The organism is Ruegeria sp. CDSB114, assembly GCF_059611025.1.
Window position 1 is genome coordinate 128323 of the sequence record NZ_JBXWOT010000006.1, and the last position, 26888, is coordinate 155210.

Genomic DNA, 26888 nt, shown 5'->3' on the forward strand with positions numbered 1-26888 from the left:
AGAAATTAGAATTACCAGTCCATCGGACCTTTTTCGTTGAAGGCATCGACGAGGAAATCAATGAATGCCCGCACCTTGGGCTGCGTAAAGCGACCGGGCGGGTAGACGGCATAAACGCCTTGCACTTCATCGGGCAGCGACGGCATTGCGTCGACAACTTCGCCCGACTTCAGCGCGTCGGAATAGAGATAGCTGGGCAGATGCGCGATCCCAAGCCCCGAGACCGCAGCGTTCAACAAGGATTGCCCATCATTCACGCTGAGCCACCCGGCGGTGCGGACCTGACGTTTTTCACCCGAAGGTGCGGTCAGTTTCCACACATTGCCCGAAGACTGGCTGGAATAATGTAACAGCTTGTGTTCGTTCAGGTCGTCGATCTTTTGCGGACGCCCGAATTTCTCGATATAGGTGGGCGCGGCGACCATCCGCTTGACGGTTTCGGTCAGCTTGCGGGCGCGCAATGTGCTGTCTTCCAGCTCACCAATCCGCACGGCAACGTCGAACCCTTCCGAGATCAGCTCAACATAGCGATTGTTCAGCACCATATTCACCGTGATGTCGGGATAGGCAGCTAGAAATCCCGACAGAACCGGAGACAGGTGATTGACGCCGAAATCTGTCGCCACACTGATCCGCAGCAGACCAGAGGGGGCAGATTGCATCGAGGTGACCAGCGCATCAGCCTCGCCCGCGTCATTCAGAACGCGGCGGGCCCGGTCATAATAGGCCAGCCCGATTTCGGTTGGTGACACGCGGCGCGTCGTGCGGTTCAGCAGTCTTGCGCCCAGGCGTGCTTCCAGGCTGGAAACGTGCTTGGACACAGCCGATTTTGAGATGCCCATTTTCTTGGCCGCGTCGGTGAAACCGCCTTGGTCCACCACGTTGGCGAAGGCTTCCATTTCGGTCAGTCGGTCCATTCTTGTTCCCCAGGTGTAGGTTCTTTAGCTGATCTTTACGTCAAATCTGGGCGGAAACAGGGCGGACATGGGATAATATCAGGGATTTGAATCGGATCGTTTGCGCTTGGGAAACTCTGAAACAGTGGTTTCCATATGGGCCACAAGCCTTTTGACAACGGGTATCCTCGATTTCGGGCCGAAACATGCTACCATGAGGATGGCAAATTTGTGACAACGGAGAAGATTATGAAAGCTGTTTTAGCTATTGCCGCAACCTGCCTGTCGGCGACATTTGCTCTGGCCGGGGGTGAAACACCATCAAACCCCGAAGCGCAGGTCTATTTTGTGAAATTGTCTGACGGCGACGTTGTCCAATCTCCGGTCACCGTGGTCTTTGGCCTCAGCGGCATGGGGGTCGCGCCGGCGGGTACTGAAAAGGAAAACACCGGGCATCATCATCTGCTGATCGACCGACCGCCTTTGGGGCAGGGAGAGGACGGTGCGGATGAGTTGTCTTATGGTCTGCCCGCGGATGACAATCATATCCATTTTGGCGGCGGTCAGACCGAGGTGACGCTGGAAATGGCTGCAGGCGAACATACGCTTCAGCTGGTTCTGGGCGATGCAGGTCATGTGCCGCATTCCACGCCCATCGTGTCCGAGGTGATTACGATAACCGTTGAATAAGCGATAAGAGACGTCTGCTGTTGGTATCCGGTGGGCTTTCAGGAATGTCGCCGGGCCACGGTGATGTATGGCGTTTACTTTTCCTTTCGAACCGGAAATTCTGCGTGCTAGGAAAGGGAGGGCTAGGATGTCGACAGAGTTCCTACTGACGTCTCTGATCGTTGTGCTTTTACCGGGCACCGGCGTGATCTATACGCTTGCGGTTGGGTTGGGGCGTGGCTTTTGGGCCAGTTTTGCGGCGGCGATTGGCTGTACCATAGGGATCATACCTGCTGCGCTGGCCAGTATCGTCGGTCTTGCGGCCCTGCTGCATACCAGCGCGCTGGCCTTTCTGGTGCTAAAATACCTTGGGGTGCTGTATCTGTTCTACATGGCCTGGGGGATCGTCCGGCAAGACGGAGCATTGGATGTACAGAGCCAGAAACCCGCAAAAGGGTATGTGAAGATTGCAATCACGGGCACCTTGATCAATGTGTTGAACCCCAAGCTATCTTTGTTCTTTCTGGCCTTTCTGCCGCAATTCATTCCCGCCGGTACAGGTGCCGCCGAAGCAGAGCTGATCAAGTTGGCCTTGTCCTTCATGGCCATGACCTTTGTCGTCTTTGTTGGCTATGGCGCTTTCGCTGCGGTGGCACGCGACTATGTGATCCAGCGGCCCACTGTCATGGCTTGGGTCAGGCGCTGTTTCGCCGGGGCCTTTGGGGCATTGGGTGCAAAGCTGGCGCTGGCCGACTGACCCCAATACCAGCAGAGCGATTGGCCCGGTTCTGGACCGGGCCAAGGCATATCAGAAAGTGGTTGCCAGCCGCGTGCCCTGATTGATGGCCCGTTTGGCGTCCAATTCGGCTGCAACATCCGCGCCGCCGATCACATGTGGGGTGATGCCACGTTCGATCAATGTATCGGCCAGGCTGCGGTCAGAGATCTGGCCCGAGCACAGAACAATCGTATCCGCCGCAATTACCGTCGGGTTCTCGCGTGCTTCGCCGAAACTCACATGCAGCCCGTCATCGTCGATCCGCTCATAATTCACGCCACCGACGAAATTGACGTTTTTCATCTTCAGCGTTGCGCGATGAATCCAGCCGGTGGTCTTGCCCAACCCTTTGCCATGGGCTTGCGCCTTGCGCTGCAGCAAAGTCACCTGGCGCACGGGGGCGGCAGGTTGTGGCCCTTCAGGTGCCAGCCCCGAGCGATGCTCGGCCGGGTCGGTAACGCCCCATTCCTTCATCCAGGCAGGCAAGTCGGTGGTGATGCTGTGGCCTTCTTCCAGCAGGAATTCGGACACGTCAAAGCCGATCCCACCTGCTCCGATCACGGCCACTGATTTGCCAACCGGGGTCTTGTGGCGCAGGACGTCGATATAATCGACGACATTGTCACGGTCCTGACCGGGGATTTTCGGATCACGCGGGACGACGCCGGTGGCGATCACCACCTCGTCATAGCCGGCCAGATCGTCGGCGCCCACTTCGCGCTCAAGCTCTACCTTAACGCCCAAATCGGCAATTATGGTGTGGTACCAGTCGACCAGACCCCAGAATTCCTCTTTGCCCGGAACCTGCTTGGCCATGTTCAACTGACCGCCGATCTCACTGGCGCGGTCAAACAGGGTCACGTCATGGCCGCGCTGGGCGGCGGTCATTGCGGTCGACAGACCTGCGGGGCCCGCGCCGACGACGGCAACTTTCTTGACGCTGTCGGCCTGTATGATCACCAGTTCAGTTTCGTGACAAGCGCGCGGGTTTACCAGGCACGAGGTCAGTTTGCCCTGGAATGTGTGGTCCAGACAGGCCTGGTTGCAAGCGATGCAGGGTGCAATCGTCGCCGCCTCAGCAGCGATGGCTTTGTTGACGAAATCCGCATCTGCCAGCATCGGGCGGGCCAGCGAGACCATGTCGGCGCACCCCGTGGCAAGAACTTCTTCGGCGACTTCCGGCGTGTTAATCCGGTTCGACGTGATGACCGGGATCGAGACCTTGCCCATCAGCTTTTTGGTCACCCAAGCAAAGGCCGCGCGCGGAACGCTGGTGGCGATGGTGGGAATCCGCGCCTCGTGCCAGCCGATGCCGGTATTAATGATCGTGGCACCGGCCTGTTCGATCCGCTGCGCCAGTTCCACAACCTCATCATGAGTAGATCCGTTGGGAACCAGGTCAATCATCGACAAGCGGTAGATGATGATGAATTCCGTGCCGACGGCCTCGCGCGTGCGCCGCACGACCTCGATCGGCAGGCGCATCCGGTTCTCATAAGAGCCGCCCCAACGGTCCTCGCGCTTGTTGGTGTGAGTCACCAGAAACTGGTTGAGGAAATACCCTTCGGATCCCATGATCTCGACCCCGTCATAGCCCGCTTTCTGGGCCAGGACCGCGGCGTTCACGATATCGCTGATCTGTTTCTCGATACCCTCTTCGTCCAACTCGGTCGGCGGGAAAGGAGAGATCGGAGATTTCACCGGGCTGGGTGCGACACATTTCGGCCCGTAGGCATAGCGCCCCGCATGCAGGATCTGCATCGCGATCTTGCCACCGGCCTCATGCACCCGCTGGGTGACGATGGAATGGTTTGCCACTTCTTTGTCGTTGGTCATCATTGATGCCCCCGGCAGTACCGAACCTTCAAGATTTGGTCCGATCCCACCAGTCACCATCAGCGCCACGCCACCGCGCGCGCGGTCGGCATAGAACTCGGCCACCCGATTCCAATCGCCAGTCTCCTCAAGCCCGGTATGCATCGAGCCCATCAGCACGCGGTTCTTCAGCGTGGTAAAGCCCAGATCCAGCGGGGCCAGCATGTTTGGGTATGCAGTCATCCAGAACTCTCCCTTATAGAATTTGGCTGCCAGATTGACCTTCGCGTCATCTTTGTCACGCAAAACCTAACGTCATACCCTTTGCCTTGGGCCCGCTGCTTGTTACAGACGCTCCAAAGCATGTTCACGAGGCCGCGTATGACCCCCGAAGAGATTGCCAAACTGCCCTACCGCCCCTGCGTCGGGCTGATGTTGATGAATGCCGAGGGTAAGATATTCGTCGGCCAGCGCAACGACCGCCACAAGGACGCCTGGCAGATGCCTCAGGGTGGTGTGGACCAGGGTGAAGACCCGCGCGATGCGGCGCTGCGCGAGCTGTGGGAAGAAACCGGCGTCACGGCAGATCTGGTCGAGATCATCGCCGAGACCGAGGGGTGGTTGCCCTATGATCTGCCGCATGACATCGTGCCGAAGATCTGGAAAGGTCGGTATCGGGGGCAAGAGCAGAAATGGTTTCTGATGCGGTTCTCTGGCCGCGACGATCAGATCAACATTCAGACTGAGCATCCCGAATTCACCCGATGGAAATGGCAGGAACCGGGCCAGCTGGTTGCCGAAATCGTGCCGTTCAAACGCGACGTGTATGAACACGTGGTTGCAGCGTTTTCGGATCACCTGAACTGACATGATCCCACAGACCTATCCCAGTCCGGACCCACGCCACCGCCGCGCCGATCTGGTCGTGCATCTTATCGGTCTGGCGTTGATTTTGACCGCTGGCGGAGCGCTGATCCGCAAATCGTACCTGATGCTCGACAGCGGGCTTATTCTTGCGGTTCTGGTTTATGTAGCCTGTGCGTTGGGCTCTAATCTGGCCTCGTGTTTTTATCACTTTTCCCGCTGGCACCAGCGTCGGCAGCTGCTGCGACGCATAGACCATGCCGCAATCTATTCCAGTATCTGCGGCACCTTCACACCCTTTTTCCTGCTGGCCGGTACCGGCTGGACCATGACTTTGCTCTGGTTGTGCTGGGGGCTGACTGTGGTGGCCATCTGGAACAAGATCGCCAACAAGACGGTCAAATCCCGATGGTCAACAGCATCCTATCTGGGTCTGGGCGCGCTGGGGCTGTGCGCCATACCCGATCTGAAAGATGTCCCCGTTTCAGTCCTGTGGTGCATTCTGGCCGGGGCGGCAAGCTACGTGATCGGCACAGTCTTTTATGCCCGCAAGGCACTGCCTTTCCGCTATGCGATTTGGCACGCTTGGGTCAATCTTGGCGGCATATTCATGTTCGTAGGCATCTGGATCGCCCTGTTCGTGCAGGGATACCCGTGAGGGGAGGGGCTCTGCCCCTCCCACAAACTATAGGCCAGTCCTGATCCGATTAGAGCAAGCCGCCCTGCTTGAGCAAATCGATCATATCCGCCTTGGGGCGCGGGCCGATATGGCTGATCACCTCACGGGCGCAGACATTGCCCATCTTGGCGCAGGTCTCATAGTCTCGCCCAGTGGCCATGCCAAACAGGAACCCGGCTGCGAATTGGTCGCCTGCGCCGGTGGCGTCGACGGGAACGATTTTTTCCACCGGAATGTCAAAGCGCTGACCTTCATTCAGCACAGTTACCCCGTCGCCTGACCGGGTGCAGACCACCAGAGGGCAGATATCGGCGGTTTTCGCCAGTGCATCCTCAAGATCGTCGGTTTCGAACAGGGATTTGATCTCGGCCTCGTTGCCGATCACAAAATCCAGTTCATTTTCGATCAGCAGCAGGAAATCGACCCGGTGCCGTTCAACACAGAACGGGTCAGAAATGGCGATCCCGGCCTTGCCGCCGCCCTTGTGGCAATCCCGTGCGGCCTGAAGGAACGCAGCTTTGCCTTTTTCCTTGTCGAACAAATAGCCTTCAAGGAACATGATCTGGCTGTTACCCGCGACCTCGGCTGACACATCCGCCGAGGAAAGCTCCGAGGAAATCCCCAGATAGGTGTTCATCGACCGTTCACCGTCGGGTGAGACAAAAATCATCGAGCGCGAGGTCGGAAGCTCTCCACCCGGTACGGGAGGGTTCACGAAATCCACACCGTCCTCGTGCATCGCCTCTGCGTAGAATCGTCCCAACGCATCATCATGTACACGTCCGATAAAGGCTGCGCTCAGTCCCAGAGCGCCGGCACCGGCAATCGTGTTCGCAACGGATCCGCCCGGCGTTTGCACGCGGCCTTCCATAGCGGCGTAAAGAAGTTCACCCCGCTCCTGTTCTATCAGCTGCATGATGCCCTTCTCGATGCCCATCAGTTCCAGAAAACTGTCATCGGCCTGAGAGATCACGTCCACAACGGCGTTTCCAATACCGGTGAGCTGGTAGGTTTTCATAGGTTCTTGTCCTCGAATTGGCAGAGATCGCGGATGATACAGGTTCCGCACATAGGTTTGCGTGCTTTGCAGTGATACCGGCCATGCAAGATAAGCCAGTGATGTGCGTGCAGTTGGAAATCGGTCGGGATGTTATCTTCGATTGCGCGTTCAACCGCATCCACATGTTTTCCCGGGCAGATGCCTGTTCGGTTTCCGACACGGAAAATATGCGTATCCACGGCCTGCGCCGGATAGCGCCACCACATGTTCAACACCACATTGGCGGTCTTACGCCCGACACCCGGCAGCGATTGCAACGCGGCGCGGGAATTGGGAACTTCGCCGTCATACTCTTCGACCAGAATACGGCTGAGCTTGATGACGTTCTTTGCCTTTTGGCGGAATAGACCGATGGTTTTGATATGCTCGATCAGGCCATCTTCGCCCAGGTCCAGCATCTTTTGCGGGGTGTCGGCGGTTTTGAAAAGGGCGCGCGTAGCCTTGTTGACGCCGACATCGGTGGCCTGTGCAGACAGCGCCACCGCTACGACCAGAGTATAGACATTCACATGCTCTAGCTCACCCTCAGGTTCCGGGTCAGCCTGCTGAAAGCGGGTAAAAATCTCTCGGATCGTGTGGTAATCAAGTTGCTTGGCCATGCGGCGACGTATGCACGTATTGCGGCGCAGGGCAAGCCGATGGCTCGGGTAACCACACAAGCAAGAATCTGCTTAGCGGATAGCTGTGGGTTTTGGATTACGTTGGGTAAGCCTGATTCGTGTTATTCTTGCCAGGCGCAGCCTATTTTTATTTCAGCGCATTTTTCCCGCATTGGCGGATATTTTATTTAATTGTTGAAAGGTTGATCCATGGCGAACCCAGATCTTGCCGCAAAAATGCAGTCCCGTTATCGGTCTGTTGAGCTGGCCCATCAAGGCGACGAAGACCTCGGCCCCCTGAAATTATTGCCCGGAGTTTGGAAGAACGGCGACAGCACGCGCGGACGTGGCTGGAACATGATCGCGCTTCCGTTTGCGACCGAGCCTGGCAGCCGTCTCAACTATCGTCTGCTGGTTAATCAATTCGAGGAAACGCTTCAATTCACGACCGTTGACAAAGCGGTTCCAAACCGCGGGATTGAGCGTCCGAACCCGGCCTCAGGAGACCCGACCAATAACACCGATCAGTTTGTGGTCACGCTGGATTATCAGCAGTCCATCGCGCAGCTCTCGGCTGAAGATCGCCCCGACAGCGGACTGGCGGGACCTGCCGATCTGGCCATCCATCACGAGCCCGGTCTGTTCCTGCATATGACTAATCTGACAACAAACAATCTGAACGTTGCACGTTTGGGAACGGTGCCACATGGCGACTCGTTGTTAGGTCTTGGAGAAGCGAGCGAGATCGATGGACCGCCAACGATTCCGGTAGTCGACGGGCTGCCCGAAGGGGCCACAAAGGACCTGAACAGCGGATATCTTTCGCCCTACAAACATTATCACGATAATCCGTTCAACGGCGTTGTGACCGCCCCGGGGTTCCCAGGCTTCGATCCTGTGCACCCGCATCTGTTGCTGGCAGCTGGAATACCGAACAACGTGAAAAAAACCACGATATTGCCGTTCAACACCGCGCTTGAGGATGCCGGGATCGTCAACATTCCGTTTGTTGTCAAACAAGCCAACGCGGCGGTGATGGATTCGATCTTTTGGATCATGGAACTGGACGAGCCGGGAATTGGCGGTGAGCCCAAGCTGCTGATGATGTATCTGCAGAATGTTGGTCTGGATTTCTTCCCACGCTTTGACGGGAAGCCCGGTCTGATCCGCTGGCCGCATGTCAGCATCAACGTCATGGAAAAGGTTGCACCTCCGGAAGAGGCGGCACCTTATACCGTTATCCCGCAAGTCTGAGGGCGCAGATAGCGCAAGAATCGGGTCGCACTCTGGTCGGTAACAGGCCATCTTCTGTCTATCGAAGGAGTGCGACCATGAATGTCCAGACCCCAGAAAGCGGCTATCATTATAATGTCATGCGCCGGGCGATTGACCTGATTGATCAGGGTGGAGAGGCCCTGAGTCTTGAGGAACTGGCACAGCAGATGGATATGAGCCCCGCGCATTTCCAGCGCCTGTTCTCACGTTGGACCGGGGTATCGCCCAAGCGGTATCAGCAATATCTGACGCTGGGCCATGCCAAGGCGTTGCTGCGCGAGCGGTTCACGACACTGGAAACCGCTCTGAATGTGGGCCTGTCCGGCAGCGGTCGCCTGCATGATCTGTTCCTGAAATGGGAATCCATGAGCCCAGGCGAATACGCTCGTAGGGGTGCCGGTTTGACCATCTATTGGGGATGGTTTGAATGTCCTTTTGGTCCTGCTTTGGTGATGGGCACCGACAAGGGCATCTGCGGAATGGCCTTTGGGGCCGAAACCGGCGAAGAAAATGCCATGGCGGATATGTTGTCGCGTTGGCCCAATGCCAATTTCGTCGAGGACCCGATGCGCCTGCGGCCCTGGGCGCTCAGTGCATTTGGCGCGGTGAGCGACCGATTGGAACCAACGCCTCTGTATCTGATTGGCTCGCCCCTGCAGATCAAAGTGTGGGAAGCGCTGATGCATATCCCTTCGGGCCAGGTCACAACCTATTCCGAGATCGCGCAACGGGTGGGATCACCGCAAGCTGTGCGCGCCGTCGGGACGGCCGTGGGTCGAAACCCGGTCAGTTGGCTGATCCCTTGCCACCGCGCGTTGCGAAAATCCGGGGGGCTGGGTGGGTATCATTGGGGCCTGCCGGTGAAACGCGCCATGCTGGCCTATGAGGCGGCACAAGCAGACGCTTGATTTCTGATCAGAAAAAGCCATAGGGATCATCGAACAAAGTGATAGACCTGTCCCAAGGTTGCAGGACACCAATGCGATGATCCAGAAATTTGCCCTGTGGTCGATCCCGATTTCGATCGCGGTTCTGGCCTTGAAACTGTTGGCCTGGTGGTTGACGGGGTCGGTCGCCTTGTTGTCCGATGCGATGGAATCCGTGGTCAATGTGGTCGCGGCCTTGCTGGCGTTCTTTGCGGTTTCGATCGGCGGCAAACCTCCTGACGATAATCACCCCTTTGGGCATAAGAAAGCCGAATACCTGTCTGCTGTTGTCGAAGGTGTGCTGATCGTGCTGGCGGCGCTTCTAATCCTGCGAGAGGCCGTTGCCGCGCTGTCATCGTCGCATCTGGACCAGGCCCCGCTGACCGGGGTGGCAATCAATGTGCTGGCAACCGCTCTGAACGGTGCCTGGGCCTATATGTTGCTGCGGGTCGGGCGGCAGTACGCCTCTCCGGCGCTTGAGGCCAGCGCAAAGCATATCTTTACCGATGTGTTCACCTCGGTGGGCGTTGTCATCGGATTGGTGTTGGCCCTTGCCACCGGCTGGCTGATCCTGGACCCGATCCTGGCCATTCTGGTCGCCCTGAACATTCTGTGGGAGGGATGGAAGGTCATTCGCAAGTCGATTGACGGTCTGATGGACGTGTCCCTTACTGATCCCGAACTGGATGAAGTGCGGAGCATCATCGATGCAAATCTGGGCCGGGCGCTGGAATATCACGACCTGCGGGGCCGCCGATCCGCCAGCATGATCTTTGTCGAGTTCCATCTGGTCGTTGACGGTAGCATGAGCGTGGCGACGGCCCATGATATCTGTGACGATATCGAAGACGCTTTGACCGATCAGTTCCCCGGATCGGTTTTTGTGATTCATCTTGAGCCGGATTCAGAGTCTAAAGGGCCCGGCGCAGATAGCGCACGGGCCCCGAAAACAGGTTAGACGGCAGGTGGGTTACTCGGCAGCCCAGCCGCCGACGGCCTTGACCTCAAGGAAATCCTCCAGCCCCCAGACGCCGCCTTCGCGCCCGTTGCCGGATTGTTTCATGCCGCCGAACGGGGAACCCGCGCTGCGGGATTTGCCATTCATCTCGACCATACCCGACCGCAAAGCGCGGGCCATGCGGTTGGCACGGACGTTATCCTGTGTCTGGACATAGTTGGTCAGCCCATAAGGTGTGTCATTGGCGATTTCGATGGCCTCTTCCTCGGTATCGAAGGGGATCATGGTCAGAACCGGTCCAAAGATCTCTTCGCGGGCGACGGTCATCTGGTTGTTGACGTCGGCAAAGACCGTGGGCCGCACGTAATAGCCCTTGTTCAGCCCTTCGGGCCTGCCAGTGCCACCAGCGACAAGGCGCGCGCCTTCGTCGATACCCTTTTGGATCAGGTCCTGAATCTTGCCCCATTGCAGCTCGTTCACAACCGGGCCGATATGGCGGCCTTCTTCCATCGCCGGGCCAACGGTGACACCTTTGGCAACCTCAGCTGCGGTTTCCACCGCCGCGTCATAGATGGGACGCTGAACCAGCATCCGGCTAGGGGCGTTACAGCTTTGACCGGTGTTGTTCATCATGTGCAGCACGCCACGTTTGACGGCCTTTTCATCCGCATCGGCAAAGACCACGTTTGCACCCTTGCCGCCCAGTTCCAAATGCACCTTCTTCAGTGTATCGGCTGCGGCTTTGGAAATAGCCGTGCCCGCGCGGGTGGATCCCGTAAAGCTGACCATATCCACATCGGGGTGCGTGGACAGCTGAGACCCGACGCCAACCCCGTCACCGTTGACAAGGTTGAAGACACCGGGTGGGAATCCGGCCTCATCCATCAGCTCGGCAAAGATCATCGCGTTCAGCGGGCTTTGCTCCGAGGGTTTCAGAACCATTGTGCAGCCCGCAATCGCAGCCGCACCGACCTTCAGCGTGACCTGGTTCATTGGCCAATTCCACGGTGTGATCAGGGCGGCGACACCGACGGCCTCATAGATGATCTGGTCGTTGGGAGCGTGATCGCCCAGCGGCCGCTCGAAAGGAAACGCTTTGGCAGCGCGGATGAAATTTGCCAGGTGCCAACTTCCTGCTCCGACTTGCTGGCTACGCGCCATGTCGATCGGGGCGCCCATCTCCAACGACATTGCCTGGGCCAGATCCTCGGACCGTTCGGCATAAAGCGCGATCAGCTTTTCGACCATCGCGATGCGGGTTTCCGCCGGGGTTTCCATCCAGCCGGGCAACGCCGCCTTGGCCGCTGCAACAGCCGCGTCCGTATCGGCCTGATCGCCCAGCGAAATCACGGCACATGGTTCTTCGGTCGAGGGGTTGATGACCTGAAAATCATGCGTAACCGATGGGGCAACCCACTGACCGTTGATGTAAAAATTGCGTTTCTCGATCATGGTGCATCCTCCTGACCATGCGACGGGGATTCTTGGTTCGGCGCCACTGTGTCAGGCCTTCAGGAAACCGGCAAGCGCGATTTGATCAAATGGAATTTTGAGGTCTGGCCTAGGGCTAAAGTGACTTGCTGACTGTTTAACATCGGCGCAAAGTGATTAGGTTCTGGACAACCGACTCGGTTTTGTAATTAGCAAAGGAGATGCTTCATGGGTTTGCGCATCAACGACACAGTCCCCAATTTCACTGCAGAAACGGATCAGGGCACCATTCAGTTCCACGACTGGATTGGGGATAGCTGGGCCATTCTGTTCTCGCACCCCAAGGATTTCACTCCTGTCTGCACCACCGAGTTTTCGGCCGTCGCGCAGCTAAGCGATGAGTGGGCCGCGCGCAACACCAAGGTCCTGGGCGTTTCGGTTGACGGCGTCGAAGACCACAAGAAGTGGAAAAAGGATATCGAGGCCTATGGCAACGCGCATCCCGGTTTTCCAATCATTGCCGATGATGGTCTGGCCGTTTCAAAGGCCTTCGACATGCTGCCCGCCGAGGCCTATTTGCCGGACGGGCGTACCCCGGCCGACAGCGCGACCGTGCGGTCGGTCTTTATCATCGGGCCGGATAAGCAACTGAAGCTGTCGATGACCTATCCTATGACTGTGGGACGTAACTTTGCCGAGATTCTGCGTGCACTGGACGGGTTGCAGATGTCGTCGAAAGGCGTGGCTACCCCGGCGAACTGGGTGCCTGGCGAAGACGTAATCATTCCGCCTGCTGTCTCAAACGACGACGCCAAAGCAAAGTTTGGCGAGTTCGAGACCATCTTCCCCTATCTGCGCAAGACCAAGGCGCCGTCGTAAGACGGCCCAGGTCAGGGGGGCTGTCTGCCCCCCATCGCGCCTCGTGGCGCGATTCCCCCCGGAAGGTATTTTCAGCCAGATGAAGCAGGCGGGCGCTGCGGGTGCAGGTGCAGCTTGGCGCGGTAGGCTGCGCGCTTGAACTCTCGGGTTAATTTGTCTGACAGGGGCGGTTTTGTCTGAATGGTCGAGCCGCCGATTTCCTGTGCCACTTCCTGATTTCCGCTGCCTTGCAAGGCGTGAACCGGCTGGTCTGTCAGCCAGTGCATCTGCAAGAAGGTATCGACAGGGCGGTCGATTTGGTCGGTGGTCGCCAAAAGGCGTTCGGCGGCGTTTTTCCCCACCATCTGACATACGCATTGCAGGCCGATCACCTTGGGTAGGATCAGCCGCAGGCCATCTTGTTCTGCCAGGACCTGTGCCGGTACTTCGCGCTGTTTTACGGGGATGCGGATATAGTGATCGGGGGTGGCGATTGAGGCCAGCAACCCAAGCGCCTGTTCCATTCGCGCCCGATCTATGCGCAGGTCATCCTCGGTGATGATGGCCAGGTCGATATCGTCCTCGACCAGCTTGCGCCAGATGCGTCGATGGCTTTCGAACACGCCGATTTCTGCGGGTCGCAAGGGGAATGGGTAATGCGGGCGGTACAGATTTCCGGAATGCAGTTCGACACCGGAAATCTGGTCAGGGTCGCGGCCATTTACGGCCTCAAACAGTTCAGCATTGGGCAGGGCCGCGCAGAGCTGATCAGCATTGGGACGGCGCGCGGTGCTCGAGGACATATGGATGACAAAGGATCGCATGCCCCGTGCATAGAACACCGCGTCAGGCGGGGAAAGAGCAACCGTGGATTAAGCCTGGCTCTGGTCGGCGGGTTCTGACGATGAGGACGTGTTGACTAGGGGTTCGGACAAAAGCTCTTCGACAAAAAAGCTGAGCAGTTGAAGCCGTCCCGAGACACCCGCCTTGCGGTAAATCGCAGCGCTTTGTGCCTTGATAGTCCCTTCTTTCGTCTGTCTCAGCTCGGCGATTTCTGCGATCGACAGACCTTTGATAGACAAGATTGCGACATCGCGTTCCGCATTGCTGAGCTGCCACTGCGTGAATTGATTTTCGATGACCTGCGAAAACGCGCCCTGCGCCACGCCCAGTTGACGCTGCATGTCCTGCACGCGCAAGCTCTGAGCCCGGATCAGGGTGATTGTCGCCACCAAACCACCGATCAGAGCCAGGGACAGGAACAATTCGAACTGGTGCAAATGCCGAAACCCGGCAGTTTCGCCGCCAAACCAATCTAGCGCTGCATCGGTTAGGAAAAAGGTGGCGCAGACAGCCTGCACCACCAGAAGGAGCCAGAGTAAAGACGTCTGTGAAATCTTCATAGCGCTCCTTTAAGATTGTCTGGTCAGTCGTCGTCCTCTTCAAGCTCGATCGCGGTGACAACGCCATCGGTCTTGTTCAGGACCAGTTCAGTTTCCACGCCATCCTTGACGAGTTCAACCTCGATCTCGCCATCTTCGAATTCGATCTCTTCGATCTGGTATCCCTGCGCCTCGAGAGTGGTGCGGATATCGGTCTCGGTGGTGCCCAGCTTGTCCCCGACTGTCACGTTGGCAAAAGCCAGCACCGGGGCGGTCGCGATCAGTCCGGTCAGAGTCAGCATTTTGAAAGTCTCCATTTCGCATCTCCTAGATTTGTTGCGTCGATGTAGGAGACGTGGGTTCGCCTGGCCGGTGGCGCGATTGGATTTCGGTTGAATTGGGCGGAATTGGTCCAAGGTTTATGCTGATTGAACAAAAAAAGACCCCGGACAAAACCGGGGTCTTTCGAGAAATCAGAGGGGCGAGCAGATTACTCTGCGCCTTCCTCTTTCTTTTCTTTCTTCTCAGGTGCGATCTCTTCGCCGGTTTCCTGATCGACGATTTTCATCGACAGGCGCACCTTGCCGCGGTCGTCAAAGCCCAGCAGCTTGACTTTCACTTCCTGGCCTTCCTTCAGAACATCCGACGGATGGTTCAGGCGACGGTTTTCGATCTGGGACACATGGACCAGACCGTCGCGCTTGCCAAAGAAGTTCACGAAAGCACCAAAGTCGACGATCTTGACCACTTTACCGGTGTAGATCTGGCCTTCTTCGGGTTCGGCAACGATCGAATGGATCATCTCGTATGCCTTCTTGATCGATTCACCATCGGGCGAGGCGATCTTGATCACGCCATCGTCGTTGATGTCGACCTTGGCACCCGAAACTTCGACGATTTCGCGGATGACCTTGCCGCCGGAACCGATCACTTCACGGATCTTGTCGGTCGGGATGTTCATGGTTTCGATGCGCGGTGCATGGACCGAGAAATCATTGGTCTCGGACAGGGCTTTGCCCATCTCGCCCAGGATGTGCATCCGGCCGTCCTTGGCTTGCGCCAGGGCTTTCTCCATGATCTCGGGCGTGATGCCCGCAACCTTGATGTCCATCTGCAGAGAGGTGATGCCGTTTTCGGTACCCGCAACCTTGAAGTCCATGTCGCCCAGGTGGTCTTCGTCACCCAGAATGTCCGACAGGATCGCGTAATCGCCGTCATCTTCCAGGATCAGACCCATGGCAACACCGGCAACCGGTGCTTTCAGCGGAACGCCCGCATCCATCATCGACAGCGAACCGCCGCAAACAGACGCCATCGAGCTTGATCCGTTGGATTCGGTGATCTCGGACACGATGCGGATCGTGTAGGGGAAGTCGGTTGCCGCAGGCAGAACCGCCTGCAACGCACGCCATGCCAGTTTGCCGTGACCAATCTCACGACGTCCCGGAGGGCCCACGCGACCCGCTTCACCAACCGAATAAGGAGGGAAGTTGTAATGCAGCAGGAAGTTCGATTTGAAGTTGCCGTGCAGGGCGTCGATGAACTGCTCATCATCACCGGTGCCCAGCGTGGTTACAGCCAGCGCCTGTGTTTCACCACGGGTGAACAGGGCCGAGCCGTGTGTCCGCGGCAGCATCGAGGTTTCTGCAACGATCGAACGGATATCGGTGGTCGAACGACCGTCGATTCGCTTGCCGCCTTTGACGACGTCGCCGCGCAGGATGCCTGCTTCCAGCTTTTTCATCGCCGAGCCAAGGTTCGCGTCTTCCAGCTGTTCCTCAGTCAGGGCTTCCTTGATCGCATCGCGGGCAGCGGAAACAGCGGCAGTGCGCTCTTGCTTGTCGGTGATTGCGAAGGCGGCGCGCATCTGCTCTTCACCTGCGGCCTTAACGGCGGCGGACAGCTCAGAATAATCGGGCGCTTGGAAATCAAACGGCTCTTTTGCCGCGTCTTCGGCCAACGAGATGATCAGGTCGATAACCGGCTGAATCTGCTCGTGTGCGAATTTGACCGCACCCAGCATCTCGGCTTCGGACAGTTCGTAAGCCTCCGATTCAACCATCATCACGGCGTCTTTGGTGCCGGCAACAACCAGATCCAGTCGCTGTTCAGGGTTCAGGCGCAGGTCCTGCATGTCGTCCACAGTCGGGTTCAGAATGTATTCGCCATCCTCGAAACCAACGCGGCAACCAGCAATCGGGCCTCTGAACGGTGCGCCGGAAATGGTCAGCGCGGCAGAGGCTGCGATCATCGCCACCATGTCAGGGTCGTTGACCAGATCGTGGCTTAGCACGGTGCACATCACCAGAACTTCGTTTTTGAAGCCGTCAACAAACAGCGGGCGGATCGGCCGGTCGATCAGACGCGCGGTCAGCGTCTCTTTTTCAGTCGGGCGCGCCTCGCGCTTGAAAAAGCCACCCGGAACTTTACCGGCGGCATAATATTTCTCTTGGTAGTGGACGGTCAGCGGGAAAAAGTCCTGACCGGGTTTTTGCTTCCGCGCAAAGGTCACGTTTGCCATCACGCTGGTCTCGCCCAGCGTGGCAATCACACTGCCGTCCGCCTGACGGGCAACCTTGCCGGTTTCCAGTGTCAGCGTCTCTTCGCCCCACTGAATTGATTTCTTTGTTACATCAAACATTTGCGTATCCTAGAAGGGAGCACTCCCGCCCCTGCGGGTCTCCCGTTTGCGTGGCGGCCCCATTGCCGCCGACCCCACTTTATCTTCCATTCGAGTGCCGGGGTCAGAGCACAACGTCTCAGATGGACCGCCCATACAGCAGTTTGGGGGCTTTGGAAAGGCAGGAGTTCCGAGGAAGAGTAAGGGTACAAAGGGCGCATGCCCGATCCATCGAGGATCGGGCAGACGCGGCGATCCTACAGGATCGCGTGGGCCAAGATCATGACGATACCACAGCCCAGCGCATAGCCGGTGTCGACCGCAATGGCGAAGCCGCTTTTTTGCGCCCATGCCCCGACCGAAGCTGTCTGCGCCGCCACCGCAAGGATCGCAAGCAGGGCGACGCCCAGGCTATTGGTAGTCTCGGTCACCGCGATTACCGCAGCCAGCAGGATCAGGAACACGATCTGTGTGGCCATCGCGCCCAATGGCAGGGTTTCGGGCGGCGTCGGGTCGATGCGGGTGCCCTCGGCCCAGCGTTTCTGAAAGCCCATAGGGCCGTAGACCAGCCAGCCCAACAAAAAGGCAGCGACCACCCCTGCACCGAGGGCCAGCCAGTTGATCATAGTGCCGTCTCCAGCGCCGCAAGGATAGCGGACCAGCCGCCCTCGTGATTGTCCCGGCTTTCCTGCGTGGGAAAGCGGATGTGGTGCAGCCGCAGCTCGGTGCCCTTTTCGGTGGGTGTGAAATCCAGTGTGACCGTAGAATCGTCTTGGCTGTAGGGCGAATTCCAGGTGAATTGCAGACGGTTGGGGCGGTCGATGACCTTGTATTCACCCTCATGCGGCAGATCGCCAGCCTCGGGCGCGCGCATGATGATTTTGAACCGGCCGCCGACCTTGGCGTCGGAATGCGCTTCGGGCACGGTCATGCCCGGTGCCGGCAGCATGAATTTTGCCAGCATCTCGGGGTTGAGCCAGGCATCAAACACCTTTTCGGGTGGATGTGGAATGGCGCGCGTTATTTCAAGTGACAGGTCCGTCATCTTCTGGGTCCTCCAAAGCAGTTTCCAAGGCGTCCAGCCGAAGCGCCCAAATCGAACGCAACCCGGCAAACCAAGAATCAACGGCTGATAAAGGAGCCATCTGAACCTCGATCAGATGTTCGCGCCATTCGGTCCGGCGCTGCACCAGCTCGGCGTTTTCCAGCACCTTGATGTGCTTGGAGACCGAGTTGAGGCTCATATCGAATTGCCGCGCTATGTCCGTCACCCGCAAAGGTCCCTGCTGCGCAAGCATCGTCAGAATAGCGCGGCGGGTCGGGTCGGACGCGGCCTTCAATATTGCATTGAGGTCATATCGACTCTCTCGTTCAACCATTTGGATGAATTACAACCTTATTCTGCTTCAGTCAACCATTTGGGTGAATAACATGTTGAAACCCTGATTGACCAGTCGCCAAATGCACCCTGTTGGATAAGGGTTTGGCCCTGATCGGTGCAGATGTGGCCGAATACAGTCTGAGTCAGGTAAAATTTGGGGAGGACATGTGTGGCTAACGATGTTGGTGGAGCCACTGATTACGGGTGAGATCGGACCGTATTGGCCCCGTCTCCAGCTTAAAGAAGAAGATCCATTCTATTATGATCGTGCAGAAAGCGGTTTTCATATATCCGGGATCAAAGCGGGTCTGGGCCTATTGCAACGAATCTTCTTTGCTACGCGGTTGGGGAAACCCCAATTCTTCTTCTTTCAGTATGCCGCGGAGGATTGCGGCAGTTTCCACCTCGGACATTCTTTTTACGATGCCATCTGTGCCAGGGACCATTGTTGACTTTTTTTCTGATTTAGGAGCTTGGGAAAGGTTAGCTGCAAAAACGCGGTTCAAAACTGATTTTAGAGGCATTGTTAAACTCCAGTAAAATAGTCGTCAGACTCTGTCGCTGCGGGCCAGTCCGAACCACGAGGGTGGGAGGGCTCAAAGACCGTTTGCCGTGAGTGTGTACCCGCAGCGACAGGCGGCATTTAGGAACCGACCGATCCTGTGCAAAGGGGGAAGATATTGGCCTTTCGCGTCATTTTTTGACTCTCTGATAAAAAAACACGACGTTGCTTACGTTTACGTCAACTTTCTAAACCAGCGCTGAGATTCTGCGACGCAACGTCACAATTTGTCACCTGTTCATCACGGGCAAATTCAACGGTCCTGAAGGCAAAAAAGCGGCCGTCTTTAGGGGCGATTCTATCGTGCAATCAGGCGGAACCGTGGCTCCCAATAAAAACGGGCGCGCCCATTGTGGGCGCGCCTTGAAAAGGGAGGACTATGAAAAACCTAACGCTCGAAAAAAAATAAGCGCCTACTCACTACAGTTCCTAGACTGCAGCGATTTGAGCAGCTTGTCGGTGAAGTGGATCACACGGCGCGAAAAAAGTTTCCATCGTCCGAGATGTTGTCGTGATCGGTCATCGAGAAGGCAGCGAAAGGCTTTGCTTCAAGGTCGGAGAGAACCCCAAAACCAAATACGCCCGCCGAATGGCGAGCGTATCATGATCTATAGGCTTTTCAGCCTCTGTATCAAAAACAGCAGCGCGCGCTTAGCGGCGGATGCCCAGCTTTTTGATCAGGTCCTGGTACCGTGCTTCTTCTTTGCCTTTCAGATAGTCCAGCAGCTTACGGCGCTGGGCAACCATCTTCAGAAGACCACGGCGACCGTGGTTGTCTTTCTTGTGGGTCTTGAAGTGCTCGGTCAGGGTGGTGATGCGCGAGGTCAGGATGGCAACCTGGACTTCTGGCGAACCGGTGTCGCCGTCCTTGGTTGCGAATTCTTTCATGACGCGATCTTTTTCAGCGGCAGTAATCGACATCGGGGTCTCCTTTGAAAAGGTTAGGGTTGATGGCACAGGCCGGGATGTCGTCCAGCGCAGGCCCATGGAGAAAACCGCATCGATTCCGACACGGATGCGCGCGTATAGGCGCATTTGCGGTCAATGGCAAAGGGATTCTGGAAATTCAGCCCAGCGCGCTGAGCTGCGCCAGGTCGCCTGAGGATATCAGTTGAATGTCATCGGCGCTGACTCCGTCTGCCCCGATCAGCTGCACCACGTTCTGCCCGTCGACAATTACTTGGGTCAGGTTCTTGTCTTCGGTGTCTGCCTTGATCTGAATGTCGGGGTTTTCCTGACCTTCCCATGAGATCAGCAGCTTGTCTTGACCGGGCTGAAAATCCATGACGGTTACGGCGTCGTCATCCGGTTCGGGCGAAACAGCGATGTCATCATCGCCTTCGCCTCCGGTTACGATATCCCCGCTTTCAGCAATGATCGTATCATCCCCGGCGCCACCGTTCAGGAAATCCACCGCGTCGGGGTGCTCTCCATCCTGACCGTCCAGAATATCGTCGCCATCACCGCCGAACAGCACGTCCTCGCCTTCGCCACCGCTCAACCGGTCATCACCAAACCCGCCATGCAGTGCGTCATCGCCCTCACCGCCGGTCAGAATGTCGTCATCCTGCCCGCCATACAGCTCATCCTCGCCCATCCCGCCGTCCAGGTGATCTGCGCCGAAATGCCCGTAAAGTGCATCATCCCCCTCATCGCCCGAGATTTGATCGTCGCCCGCCCCTCCGTGAAGGACATCCTGGCCAGTGCCGCCAAAGATCGTATCAGCGCCTCCTCCCCCATGCAGGGTGTCATCGCCTTCGCCACCATAAATCGTGTCATCCCCCGCATATCCATTGATCTGATCGTCGCCTTCCAGACCGGTCAGGATGTCCAGATCCTCGGTACCCGCGATGATCATGTCGCCCTCGATTTCGGATATGATCGTCCCGGTCGAAATCTCGGGCGCTTCGAGTTCCTCGACATTCTCACCGACGTCAAGGAATTCGCCGGTTTCGACCGCAGGAGGCTGGTCGTCGACGATATCGTCCTCACCGGGATCTTCATCTATGTCAAAGACATCGCCGATGGCATAGGCGGCCCCGCCGACAGCCGCCAGACTCAGCAATCCGATCAGAAACATGACAACCTCCTTGAACGCATTGCTTCGAGGGTGAAATGTCTCATGCAATCAGGGCTTTGGTCAAAGCCTAGCTGAGCTTGTGGTTAACCCTTTGTCACCAGGGTTCGGGGTTTTGGGTGTAAGCGATATAGAGCGGATGCTTGGGGTGGCCGTCCTTGGTAAGCCCAAGGTGGTACACCGGCTGACCGGTGCCGCGCAGCAGGGTTTCGACGGCGGTGCCTCGATCCAAATGCGCGCCATGGGTGCCCCAGGCAGCGATGACGTGATCGGCCCAGCCCACGCCATTCAGAATGGCCATGTCATTCTCTGGCCCCACTGGATCGGCGGCGGTCCGCATCTTGCGTGGATCAGTATCGCGCCATGCAAAGATATTGGTGACCTGAAACGCGCCGAACCCCAGCGCGCGCGCCCGGCGTTCGCAGCGTTCCACCGTGGGATCGTTCTGCACCTCGGTCGCGGTGGAGGGATTCAGCATCACAAACAGCGCCTTGCGCCCGGCCGGATCCCAAATGCGCGTCAGGCTATAGCGGTATCTTTCGCAATCCGAATAAACAGCGGTCGAGGGCGCGTCGCCCTTGGTATGTGTGCGCGTGATCATGGGTTTCGACTAGCACGCAGATTACGTGACGAACACCCGGCTGGGATGCAATTCGCCGGATTTATAGATGCCGACCGCCACCGCCTGACCATCCAGCGAGGCCCAGGCCTCATCCCCGTATTCCACATCGGACGCCAGAACCATACCAGGGTTGCCGTTACGCAGACGGGTCGCACCTTCGGGGGTGCATTTCAGTTCGGGCAGGTCCGATAGGCCAGTTTCCAGCGGGTGCAGGTAATCATCCAGCGCGGTGGTTTTGGCCATCTCGTCGATCTGTTCAATGCTCAGTCCGTCTTTGGTCTCGAACGGGCCGGACCAGATACGGCGCAGCTCGCGGACATGGCCGTAGCATCCCAGCGCCGCGCCCAGATCACGCGCGATCGATCGGACATAACCACCCTTGCCGCAGGTCATTTCCAGCATGACGTGGTCGGCATCTGGGCGATCAACCAGAACCAGTTCCTCGACCCACAGAGGGCGCGCAGCGAGTTCCACATCCTCGCCATCGCGAGCCAGCTTATAGGCACGTTGCCCGTCGATCTTCACCGCCGAGAATTTCGGCGGAACTTGCATGATCTCACCGATAAAGGGCGCGAGGGCTTCTTTGATCTGTTCATCCGAGGGGCGCGTATCGCTGCTTGCGATCACCTCGCCCTCGGCGTCATCGGTATTGGTGGCCTGACCCAGTCGCACGGTGAAGGTATAGGCCTTGAGTGCGTCGGTGATATAGGGAACGGTCTTGGTCGCCTCACCCAAAGCCACGGCCAGAACGCCGGTGGCCTCGGGGTCCAGCGTGCCCGCATGGCCCGCCTTCTTTGCGTCCATTGCCCAGCGCACCTTGTTGACCACGGCGGTCGAGGTCATGCCCGCGGGCTTGTCCACCACCAGCCAACCGGAAATGTCGCGACCCTTGCGTTTGCGTCCCATTGTGCACCTTGTTCTATGCCGAGGCGCGCGAGTTAGCGGATCGGTCTGGCCCTGTCAATTTCAGGGCGTGTCTTCAACCACACCGACAATCGGCCCCAGCGAGAACCCGACATCGGATCTGCTGTTCGCCCGGTCATACATGCGAGAGATATTGCCGTCGAAGAACAGCGCATTCGGCGTTTCCAGCACATCGCGGAACAGGCTGCCGAATTGGTGGAAGGTGACGTAATCCTCGGAAATGGCGAACACCGCGCGGGTGCCATCGGCGCTGGTGCCCACGCCATTGCGCACATAAACCGACGTCGAATCAGGCAGGAACCTTGGGTGCAGCTCTCCGTCGATGACAAGCATCGGGCCGGATTGGCTGGCAAAGCGACATTCGAGGGCCTGATCAATAAACTCGAGCGTCTCATACACGTCGGCGCGGCCCTCACGGATGCAGAACACCCCGTTGGGCAGAAGGCCGAAGTTTCCGGGACCGGGGTTCGGGATCACACGCATCTGCTCCTGCCCGTCCTCGACATAATGGCCGACGGGCGAGCGGTCGTCGTGATACATGCCTGCGTTCATCGCAAAGGCCAGACGCTTGCCACCAGGTTCCAGCGCCTCATTCACCGCCGAGAAATGCCCCAACAGGTCGCCATTCTCGTCATTGAGGAACAAGCGCATGTCCTCATTCGCGGCATCCACCTCGCAGACAGTGTAGCGTTTGTCACTATGCGTGACCTTTTCGCATGTCACTGCCCCGGCTTGCGCCGCCCACAGGAAAGCGACCAAAGTGACAAATGCCCGGATCACTCGTCGAGATCGCGGCGCACCGCGTCCTGATCGAACATGCGGCGGGTGTCATCCAGACGGTCGAATGTGTCATCCAGCCGGAATCGCAGATCGGGGGAGAATTTCAGCCCGACCTTTTTACCAACCATGCGCCGCAGCTCGTGTTTGTTGCGGGCCAGCAGTTCGATTACATCCTCCTGCCCTTTGCCGCCCAGGGGCAGCACAAAGGCGGTGGCGATCTTCAGATCGGGCGAGGTGCGCACCTCACCCACAGTGATTGACATGCGATTCAGGTCGGGATCGTGGACATCTCCGCGCGCCAGAACCTCGGACAGGGTGCGGCGGATCAGTTCGCCGACACGCAGCTGTCGTTGGGACGGGCCGGGGCCATCGTGGAATTTGTTCTTAGCCATATCCCCGATCTAAGCGCAAAGCGGGGCTTTGCCAAGCGGGTGCGAACCGGGTAGGAGGCTTTGAGCCAATCAATGCGAAAGGACCAGCGCAATGACCCATATTCCGGGGATCGTCATCACAGGGGCTTCGGGCCGTATGGGTCAGATGTTGATCAGGACCGTGACCGACAGTGATCAGGCCCGTCTGGTCGGCGTGGTTGAGCGCACGGGTCATGATTGGGTTGGGCAGGATGTGGGCGTGGCCATGGGCGGTGCCGCGCTGGGCGTCACGGTGACCGATGATCCGCTGGAGGCCTTTGCCCAGGCGCAGGCCGTGATTGACTTCACCGCACCCGAGGCGACGCTGGAATTCGCCGCGTTGGCGGCGCAGGCGCGCTGTGTGCATGTGATCGGCACTACCGGGATGAGTGACGAGCAGATTGCCGCTCTGGAGCCGGCCTCACGTCATGCGGTGATCGTGCGGGCGGGAAATATGAGCCTGGGTGTGAACCTGCTGGTACAGCTGACCAAAAAGGTCGCTGCCGCGTTGGATGAAGATTTCGATATCGAGGTGATCGAAGGGCATCACCACCACAAGGTCGATGCACCCTCGGGCACCGCGCTAATGCTGGGCGAGGCCGCTGCCGAAGGGCGTGGTGTAGATCTGGCTGAGGTGTCCGATCGGGGCCGCGATGGTATGACCGGCGCGCGCAAGCGGGGCGATATCGGGTTCCATGCCATACGCGGCGGCGACATCGTGGGTGAGCATGACGTGCTATTCGCAGCACCGGGCGAACGCATCGTGCTGCGCCACCTGGCCACCGACCGCGCCATTTTCGCGCGCGGCGCCCTGAAAGCCGCACTTTGGGGGCAGGGTAAAGTGCCTGGCCAATATGACATGGTGGACGTTCTGGGGCTTTGACACCGCCCGGGAGCCGACAGACCGACTACAACTCTCGGATCTTATCTGCGCGCAAAGGGCAGGCGAGATAGACGCCGAATTCTTTGCCGATATCCGCACTGACCCGCGCGTGAACCTTGCCCTGCCGATCCAGAAAACGCTGATTATCCTCGACCGGGAAAATCCCCTCGTGCCAGATGCCAGGATGGATATACAGCCCGCGTGACCCATCACACCAAAAGGCCACCACCTTTTCCGGTGTCAGATTGTCGCCCGGCAATGCGGCAGGGATGATGAAAGGCTTGTTGTCGATCGGCCAGAACATCTGTCCGCCATCGGGGTGATAGTTCATGTGCCAAAGCAGAACTTGATCACGCGGAGCAGTTTGCCGGTTGGCGTTGGCCTGTTGCGGATCAGTGGACCAGCCGAGGACATAGTGGCCGTTGACCGCTTCGTTCTCCCCGTAAAGGACGTCCCCTTTCCACTCACCATGAAATGTGCCTTCGACCCAACCGGCCTCATCACCGGTACCTTCGTCGATGGACCGCCAACCCTGTTGCGGCCAACGGACGATTTCAATTTCGAATTCTTCGGGGTCGTCGACCAGACAGCCATAGTCCTTGACCGACTTGTCTGTAGCACGGATCAAGGGGACCTCGTGCCAAGGCAGGGAGGGTTTGGCGTTGGCCTCAAAAATGTATTCTGGGGCGTTCATGTGAGCTCCTGATATTTTTCGACCATTCGCTGTACCATCGGCGCAAAATGGTTGAAATCGGGGGTTTCCATGTCTGCACGTTTACCTGCTTCGTCCAGATAACGCACCTGAATGATCTCTTTCAGGTTCGGGTTCTGCTCGAATTCGGCAACTTCTCTGGCACTCATCGGCCCGCCTTGCAGTTCCAGTGTATGAACCGAAGCCGTGGACAGGCGGTTGAAATATTCGGGCTTGGTAGCGCAAAGATACCGTTTGGCCGCCACGTGATAGCGGCAGCAATCGGTGATAACTGACGGAAAGAACTGTTCCAGCACCTCGGCGCCTGCATCTTCGTGATGGCGGTCTTCGGTGTCGTCAGGGTGGTACGTGCCGAATTCGGATGTGAAATGACCGATATCATGCAGCAATGCCCCTACGATGATCTCTTCGGGCATGCCGTTCTGTTCGGCAATGGTCGCGCCCTGCAGCATGTGTTCTGCCATGGTGACGGGTTCGCCCAGATATTCCTCGCCGCCGCGGCGGTCAAAGATATCCCCGATGAAGGCCACGATATTGTCGGGGGTCAGGGTCGAGAAATCAGGTTTCATTCCGCCGCCTCCAGTGTCGCCAGTTCCATCGCCGCCAGGGTTGACAGTAAGCCGTCCTTGTCGGCGTAGCAGCCTTGCAACCACCGCGACCCGGCGCCGGAATAGCCCAGACGCGCGTGCAGGACGCGGGTGTTGTCAACGATGAAGCTTTCGCCCGGCTCCAGCTTGAACGACACGCCCATGGCCGGATCGTCGATTATCTCACCCAACTGGCGATAGGCGGCGTAATAGGCCTCCATCAGATCGAAAGGGATGTCCACAAACGGAGCCGACGAGCGGTTGTTAAAGCGGATACCGATCAACTCGCCATCGGGCGATAGCTCAATCATTGGGCGGCGCGACCGCAGGCAGACCCCGTCCGAGCCCTTGTATTCGAACCGGGCCGGGAAACCTGCCAACAGGGCAAATCCATCGGGGTTCTGATCGCGCAGTTTCTCCGCCGCCCGGAACCCGTCCACAACAATGGAATCTCCACCCTCGGCGCTGTTCTCCAGGCAGTAGAGGATCTGCAATGTCGGTACCGGGTCGCGATAGGGGTTGTCCGTGTGCGCCTGAAGGCCAAGCCCTGTAAATGCCAGGTTGGTCGGGTTCACCTCGGTTCGAACCTCGAAATAGGGGCCATAGTTGGTCTGACGGACGTATCCGAACAGATCGGCCACCTTCAACAGAGATTCCGGTTCGGTCGGGCCGCTGGTCAGTTTGGCAAACCCGTATTCGGCGACCATTGCCAGCCAGCCGCGCTTGGCTGCGGGGTTTGCGTGGACGTCGCTCCAGTCAGCGCTGGGCGCGTCGAGCCCTTGCTCCCAGGTGGTGATCCCGGGCGCGGTGCGGCCAAAGGTGCGGCTGTCCTCTTGGTCATAGCTATGCGCAGCCAGCCAATCAGCGGGGAAAGTGACAGTCTTGTTTTCGGGTTGAAATGTGACGGTGAGGTCGCCGTTGGCCACTGAGGCAGCGCTGACCATGGTATCGGCGGGGATATCGCCAATGGTGATCAGGCGCTGTCCGTTGCCCGGTGCCCGTGTGTCAGGATCAAGCGCGTTGTCGCGTAGCCAGATGGCGTGAAAGCGGGTACTTGGGCCTGTATCGAATTCCACGGTGACGATTGACGGAGTATGGGTGGCAGAGCGCAGCATGGGGTTTCTCCTGTTCGCGCGGGCT

At 58.0% G+C, this 26888-nt stretch carries 31 protein-coding genes; 9 read left to right on the top strand and 22 right to left on the bottom strand.

The annotated features are described in order from the left end of the window. Positions 1-11 precede the first annotated feature (11 nt). Positions 12-917 (bottom strand): LysR family transcriptional regulator, encoded by a 906-nt coding sequence (locus tag AC2FIP_RS14625; RefSeq protein WP_142639975.1) that lies wholly within the window; start codon positions 915-917, stop codon positions 12-14. Positions 918-1145: 228 nt separating this feature from the next. Between AC2FIP_RS14625 and AC2FIP_RS14630 the strand changes: the two genes are divergently transcribed. Continuing rightward, the gene (locus tag AC2FIP_RS14630) at positions 1146-1586 is read left to right on the top strand and encodes a DUF4399 domain-containing protein (RefSeq protein WP_281973795.1); all 441 of its coding nucleotides are present in this window, start codon (positions 1146-1148) and stop codon (positions 1584-1586) included. A gap of 127 nt (positions 1587-1713) precedes the next feature. Further along, entirely contained in the window at positions 1714-2322 is a 609-nt protein-coding gene (locus AC2FIP_RS14635; RefSeq protein WP_496786984.1) for a LysE family translocator, read from the top strand. A gap of 51 nt (positions 2323-2373) precedes the next feature. On the opposite strand, the gene AC2FIP_RS14640 is transcribed toward AC2FIP_RS14635, so the two are convergent. After that, on the bottom strand, positions 2374-4401 hold the full coding sequence (locus AC2FIP_RS14640) for a 2,4-dienoyl-CoA reductase FMN-binding domain-containing protein (RefSeq protein WP_496697782.1): 2028 nt from the start codon (positions 4399-4401) through the stop codon (positions 2374-2376). Between the two features lie 138 nt (positions 4402-4539). On the opposite strand from AC2FIP_RS14640, the gene AC2FIP_RS14645 reads away from it, so the two are divergent. Both AC2FIP_RS14645 and trhA read left to right on the top strand, forming a co-directional pair. Beyond that, positions 4540-5025, top strand: coding sequence for an RNA pyrophosphohydrolase (locus tag AC2FIP_RS14645; protein ID WP_496703528.1), 486 nt, complete (start codon positions 4540-4542; stop codon positions 5023-5025). 1 nt (position 5026) lies between these two features. Next, positions 5027-5680: a PAQR family membrane homeostasis protein TrhA gene (trhA, locus tag AC2FIP_RS14650; RefSeq protein ID WP_496703530.1), complete on the top strand. Its 654-nt coding sequence runs from the start codon at positions 5027-5029 to the stop codon at positions 5678-5680. Between the two features lie 49 nt (positions 5681-5729). On the opposite strand, the gene AC2FIP_RS14655 is transcribed toward trhA, so the two are convergent. Together AC2FIP_RS14655 and nth are read right to left on the bottom strand one after the other, a co-directional pair. Further along, positions 5730-6719 (bottom strand): adenosine kinase, encoded by a 990-nt coding sequence (locus AC2FIP_RS14655; RefSeq protein ID WP_496709465.1) that lies wholly within the window; start codon positions 6717-6719, stop codon positions 5730-5732. Continuing rightward, the gene (gene nth / locus AC2FIP_RS14660) at positions 6716-7360 is read right to left on the bottom strand and encodes an endonuclease III (protein ID WP_271952085.1); all 645 of its coding nucleotides are present in this window, start codon (positions 7358-7360) and stop codon (positions 6716-6718) included. Before nth ends, AC2FIP_RS14655 begins: the two co-directional genes overlap by 4 nt. Positions 7361-7570: 210 nt before the next feature. Between nth and AC2FIP_RS14665 the strand changes: the two genes are divergently transcribed. From AC2FIP_RS14665 to AC2FIP_RS14675, 3 genes are all read left to right on the top strand, one after another. After that, positions 7571-8614 (top strand): heme-binding protein, encoded by a 1044-nt coding sequence (locus AC2FIP_RS14665; RefSeq protein ID WP_496786985.1) that lies wholly within the window; start codon positions 7571-7573, stop codon positions 8612-8614. Positions 8615-8691: 77 nt separating this feature from the next. Beyond that, positions 8692-9543 (top strand): bifunctional helix-turn-helix domain-containing protein/methylated-DNA--[protein]-cysteine S-methyltransferase, encoded by an 852-nt coding sequence (locus tag AC2FIP_RS14670; protein WP_281973788.1) that lies wholly within the window; start codon positions 8692-8694, stop codon positions 9541-9543. A gap of 76 nt (positions 9544-9619) precedes the next feature. After that, positions 9620-10519 carry a cation diffusion facilitator family transporter gene (locus AC2FIP_RS14675; RefSeq protein ID WP_496697771.1) on the top strand — a complete coding sequence of 300 codons (900 nt, stop codon included), beginning with the start codon at positions 9620-9622 and terminating at the stop codon, positions 10517-10519. Positions 10520-10531: 12 nt separating this feature from the next. On the opposite strand, the gene AC2FIP_RS14680 is transcribed toward AC2FIP_RS14675, so the two are convergent. Then, positions 10532-11971: an aldehyde dehydrogenase family protein gene (locus AC2FIP_RS14680; RefSeq protein ID WP_142639996.1), complete on the bottom strand. Its 1440-nt coding sequence runs from the start codon at positions 11969-11971 to the stop codon at positions 10532-10534. A gap of 207 nt (positions 11972-12178) precedes the next feature. On the opposite strand from AC2FIP_RS14680, the gene AC2FIP_RS14685 reads away from it, so the two are divergent. Continuing rightward, on the top strand, positions 12179-12829 hold the full coding sequence (locus tag AC2FIP_RS14685; RefSeq protein ID WP_142639998.1) for a peroxiredoxin: 651 nt from the start codon (positions 12179-12181) through the stop codon (positions 12827-12829). 71 nt (positions 12830-12900) lie between these two features. Here AC2FIP_RS14685 and AC2FIP_RS14690 read toward each other — a convergent pair whose 3' ends face one another. From AC2FIP_RS14690 to rbfA, 14 genes are all read right to left on the bottom strand, one after another. Further along, complete coding sequence (locus tag AC2FIP_RS14690) at positions 12901-13632, bottom strand: glycosyltransferase family 25 protein (protein ID WP_496786987.1); 732 nt, start codon at positions 13630-13632, stop codon at positions 12901-12903. 48 nt (positions 13633-13680) lie between these two features. Continuing rightward, positions 13681-14211: a helix-turn-helix transcriptional regulator gene (locus AC2FIP_RS14695; protein ID WP_142640002.1), complete on the bottom strand. Its 531-nt coding sequence runs from the start codon at positions 14209-14211 to the stop codon at positions 13681-13683. A 23-nt stretch (positions 14212-14234) separates the two neighbouring features. Next, positions 14235-14507, bottom strand: a complete 273-nt coding sequence (locus AC2FIP_RS14700) for a PepSY domain-containing protein (RefSeq protein ID WP_142640003.1) — start codon at positions 14505-14507, stop codon at positions 14235-14237. Between the two features lie 173 nt (positions 14508-14680). After that, positions 14681-16831: a polyribonucleotide nucleotidyltransferase gene (pnp, locus tag AC2FIP_RS14705; protein ID WP_281973783.1), complete on the bottom strand. Its 2151-nt coding sequence runs from the start codon at positions 16829-16831 to the stop codon at positions 14681-14683. A gap of 236 nt (positions 16832-17067) precedes the next feature. After that, positions 17068-17436, bottom strand: coding sequence for a DUF1761 family protein (locus tag AC2FIP_RS14710; protein ID WP_496786988.1), 369 nt, complete (start codon positions 17434-17436; stop codon positions 17068-17070). Continuing rightward, complete coding sequence (locus tag AC2FIP_RS14715; RefSeq protein WP_496786989.1) at positions 17433-17855, bottom strand: SRPBCC family protein; 423 nt, start codon at positions 17853-17855, stop codon at positions 17433-17435. The genes AC2FIP_RS14710 and AC2FIP_RS14715 overlap by 4 nt, the downstream gene beginning before the upstream one ends. Next, positions 17836-18189, bottom strand: coding sequence for an ArsR/SmtB family transcription factor (locus AC2FIP_RS14720; protein ID WP_142640011.1), 354 nt, complete (start codon positions 18187-18189; stop codon positions 17836-17838). Before AC2FIP_RS14720 ends, AC2FIP_RS14715 begins: the two co-directional genes overlap by 20 nt. Positions 18190-18505: 316 nt before the next feature. Further along, on the bottom strand, positions 18506-18715 hold the full coding sequence (locus AC2FIP_RS14725; RefSeq protein WP_496786991.1) for a hypothetical protein: 210 nt from the start codon (positions 18713-18715) through the stop codon (positions 18506-18508). Positions 18716-19404: 689 nt separating this feature from the next. Continuing rightward, positions 19405-19674, bottom strand: coding sequence for a 30S ribosomal protein S15 (gene rpsO / locus AC2FIP_RS14730; protein ID WP_142640015.1), 270 nt, complete (start codon positions 19672-19674; stop codon positions 19405-19407). A gap of 145 nt (positions 19675-19819) precedes the next feature. Continuing rightward, positions 19820-20833 carry a calcium-binding protein gene (locus AC2FIP_RS14735; protein ID WP_496786992.1) on the bottom strand — a complete coding sequence of 338 codons (1014 nt, stop codon included), beginning with the start codon at positions 20831-20833 and terminating at the stop codon, positions 19820-19822. Between the two features lie 94 nt (positions 20834-20927). Then, positions 20928-21431: a DUF1643 domain-containing protein gene (locus AC2FIP_RS14740; protein ID WP_496786994.1), complete on the bottom strand. Its 504-nt coding sequence runs from the start codon at positions 21429-21431 to the stop codon at positions 20928-20930. Between the two features lie 21 nt (positions 21432-21452). Beyond that, a complete protein-coding gene (gene truB / locus AC2FIP_RS14745) occupies positions 21453-22358 on the bottom strand; it encodes a tRNA pseudouridine(55) synthase TruB (RefSeq protein ID WP_496786995.1) in 906 nt (301 codons plus the stop codon). Positions 22359-22418: 60 nt separating this feature from the next. After that, on the bottom strand, positions 22419-23156 hold the full coding sequence (locus AC2FIP_RS14750; RefSeq protein ID WP_496786997.1) for a phosphodiester glycosidase family protein: 738 nt from the start codon (positions 23154-23156) through the stop codon (positions 22419-22421). Beyond that, positions 23153-23548 (bottom strand): 30S ribosome-binding factor RbfA, encoded by a 396-nt coding sequence (rbfA, locus tag AC2FIP_RS14755; RefSeq protein WP_142640024.1) that lies wholly within the window; start codon positions 23546-23548, stop codon positions 23153-23155. Before rbfA ends, AC2FIP_RS14750 begins: the two co-directional genes overlap by 4 nt. Positions 23549-23639: 91 nt before the next feature. On the opposite strand from rbfA, the gene dapB reads away from it, so the two are divergent. Next, positions 23640-24449 (top strand): 4-hydroxy-tetrahydrodipicolinate reductase, encoded by an 810-nt coding sequence (gene dapB, locus AC2FIP_RS14760; RefSeq protein ID WP_496786998.1) that lies wholly within the window; start codon positions 23640-23642, stop codon positions 24447-24449. A gap of 25 nt (positions 24450-24474) precedes the next feature. Here the strand turns inward: dapB and AC2FIP_RS14765 are convergent, their stop codons facing one another. The 3 genes from AC2FIP_RS14765 to tmpA are packed head-to-tail and all read right to left on the bottom strand — an operon-like array spanning position 24475 to position 26863. Next, entirely contained in the window at positions 24475-25143 is a 669-nt protein-coding gene (locus AC2FIP_RS14765) for an ureidoglycolate lyase (RefSeq protein WP_496787000.1), read from the bottom strand. After that, positions 25140-25730 (bottom strand): (R)-1-hydroxy-2-trimethylaminoethylphosphonate oxygenase, encoded by a 591-nt coding sequence (gene tmpB, locus AC2FIP_RS14770; protein WP_142640030.1) that lies wholly within the window; start codon positions 25728-25730, stop codon positions 25140-25142. Before tmpB ends, AC2FIP_RS14765 begins: the two co-directional genes overlap by 4 nt. Beyond that, a complete protein-coding gene (gene tmpA / locus AC2FIP_RS14775) occupies positions 25727-26863 on the bottom strand; it encodes a 2-trimethylaminoethylphosphonate dioxygenase (RefSeq protein ID WP_496703550.1) in 1137 nt (378 codons plus the stop codon). The genes tmpB and tmpA overlap by 4 nt, the downstream gene beginning before the upstream one ends. Between the last annotated feature and the right edge of the window lie 25 nt (positions 26864-26888).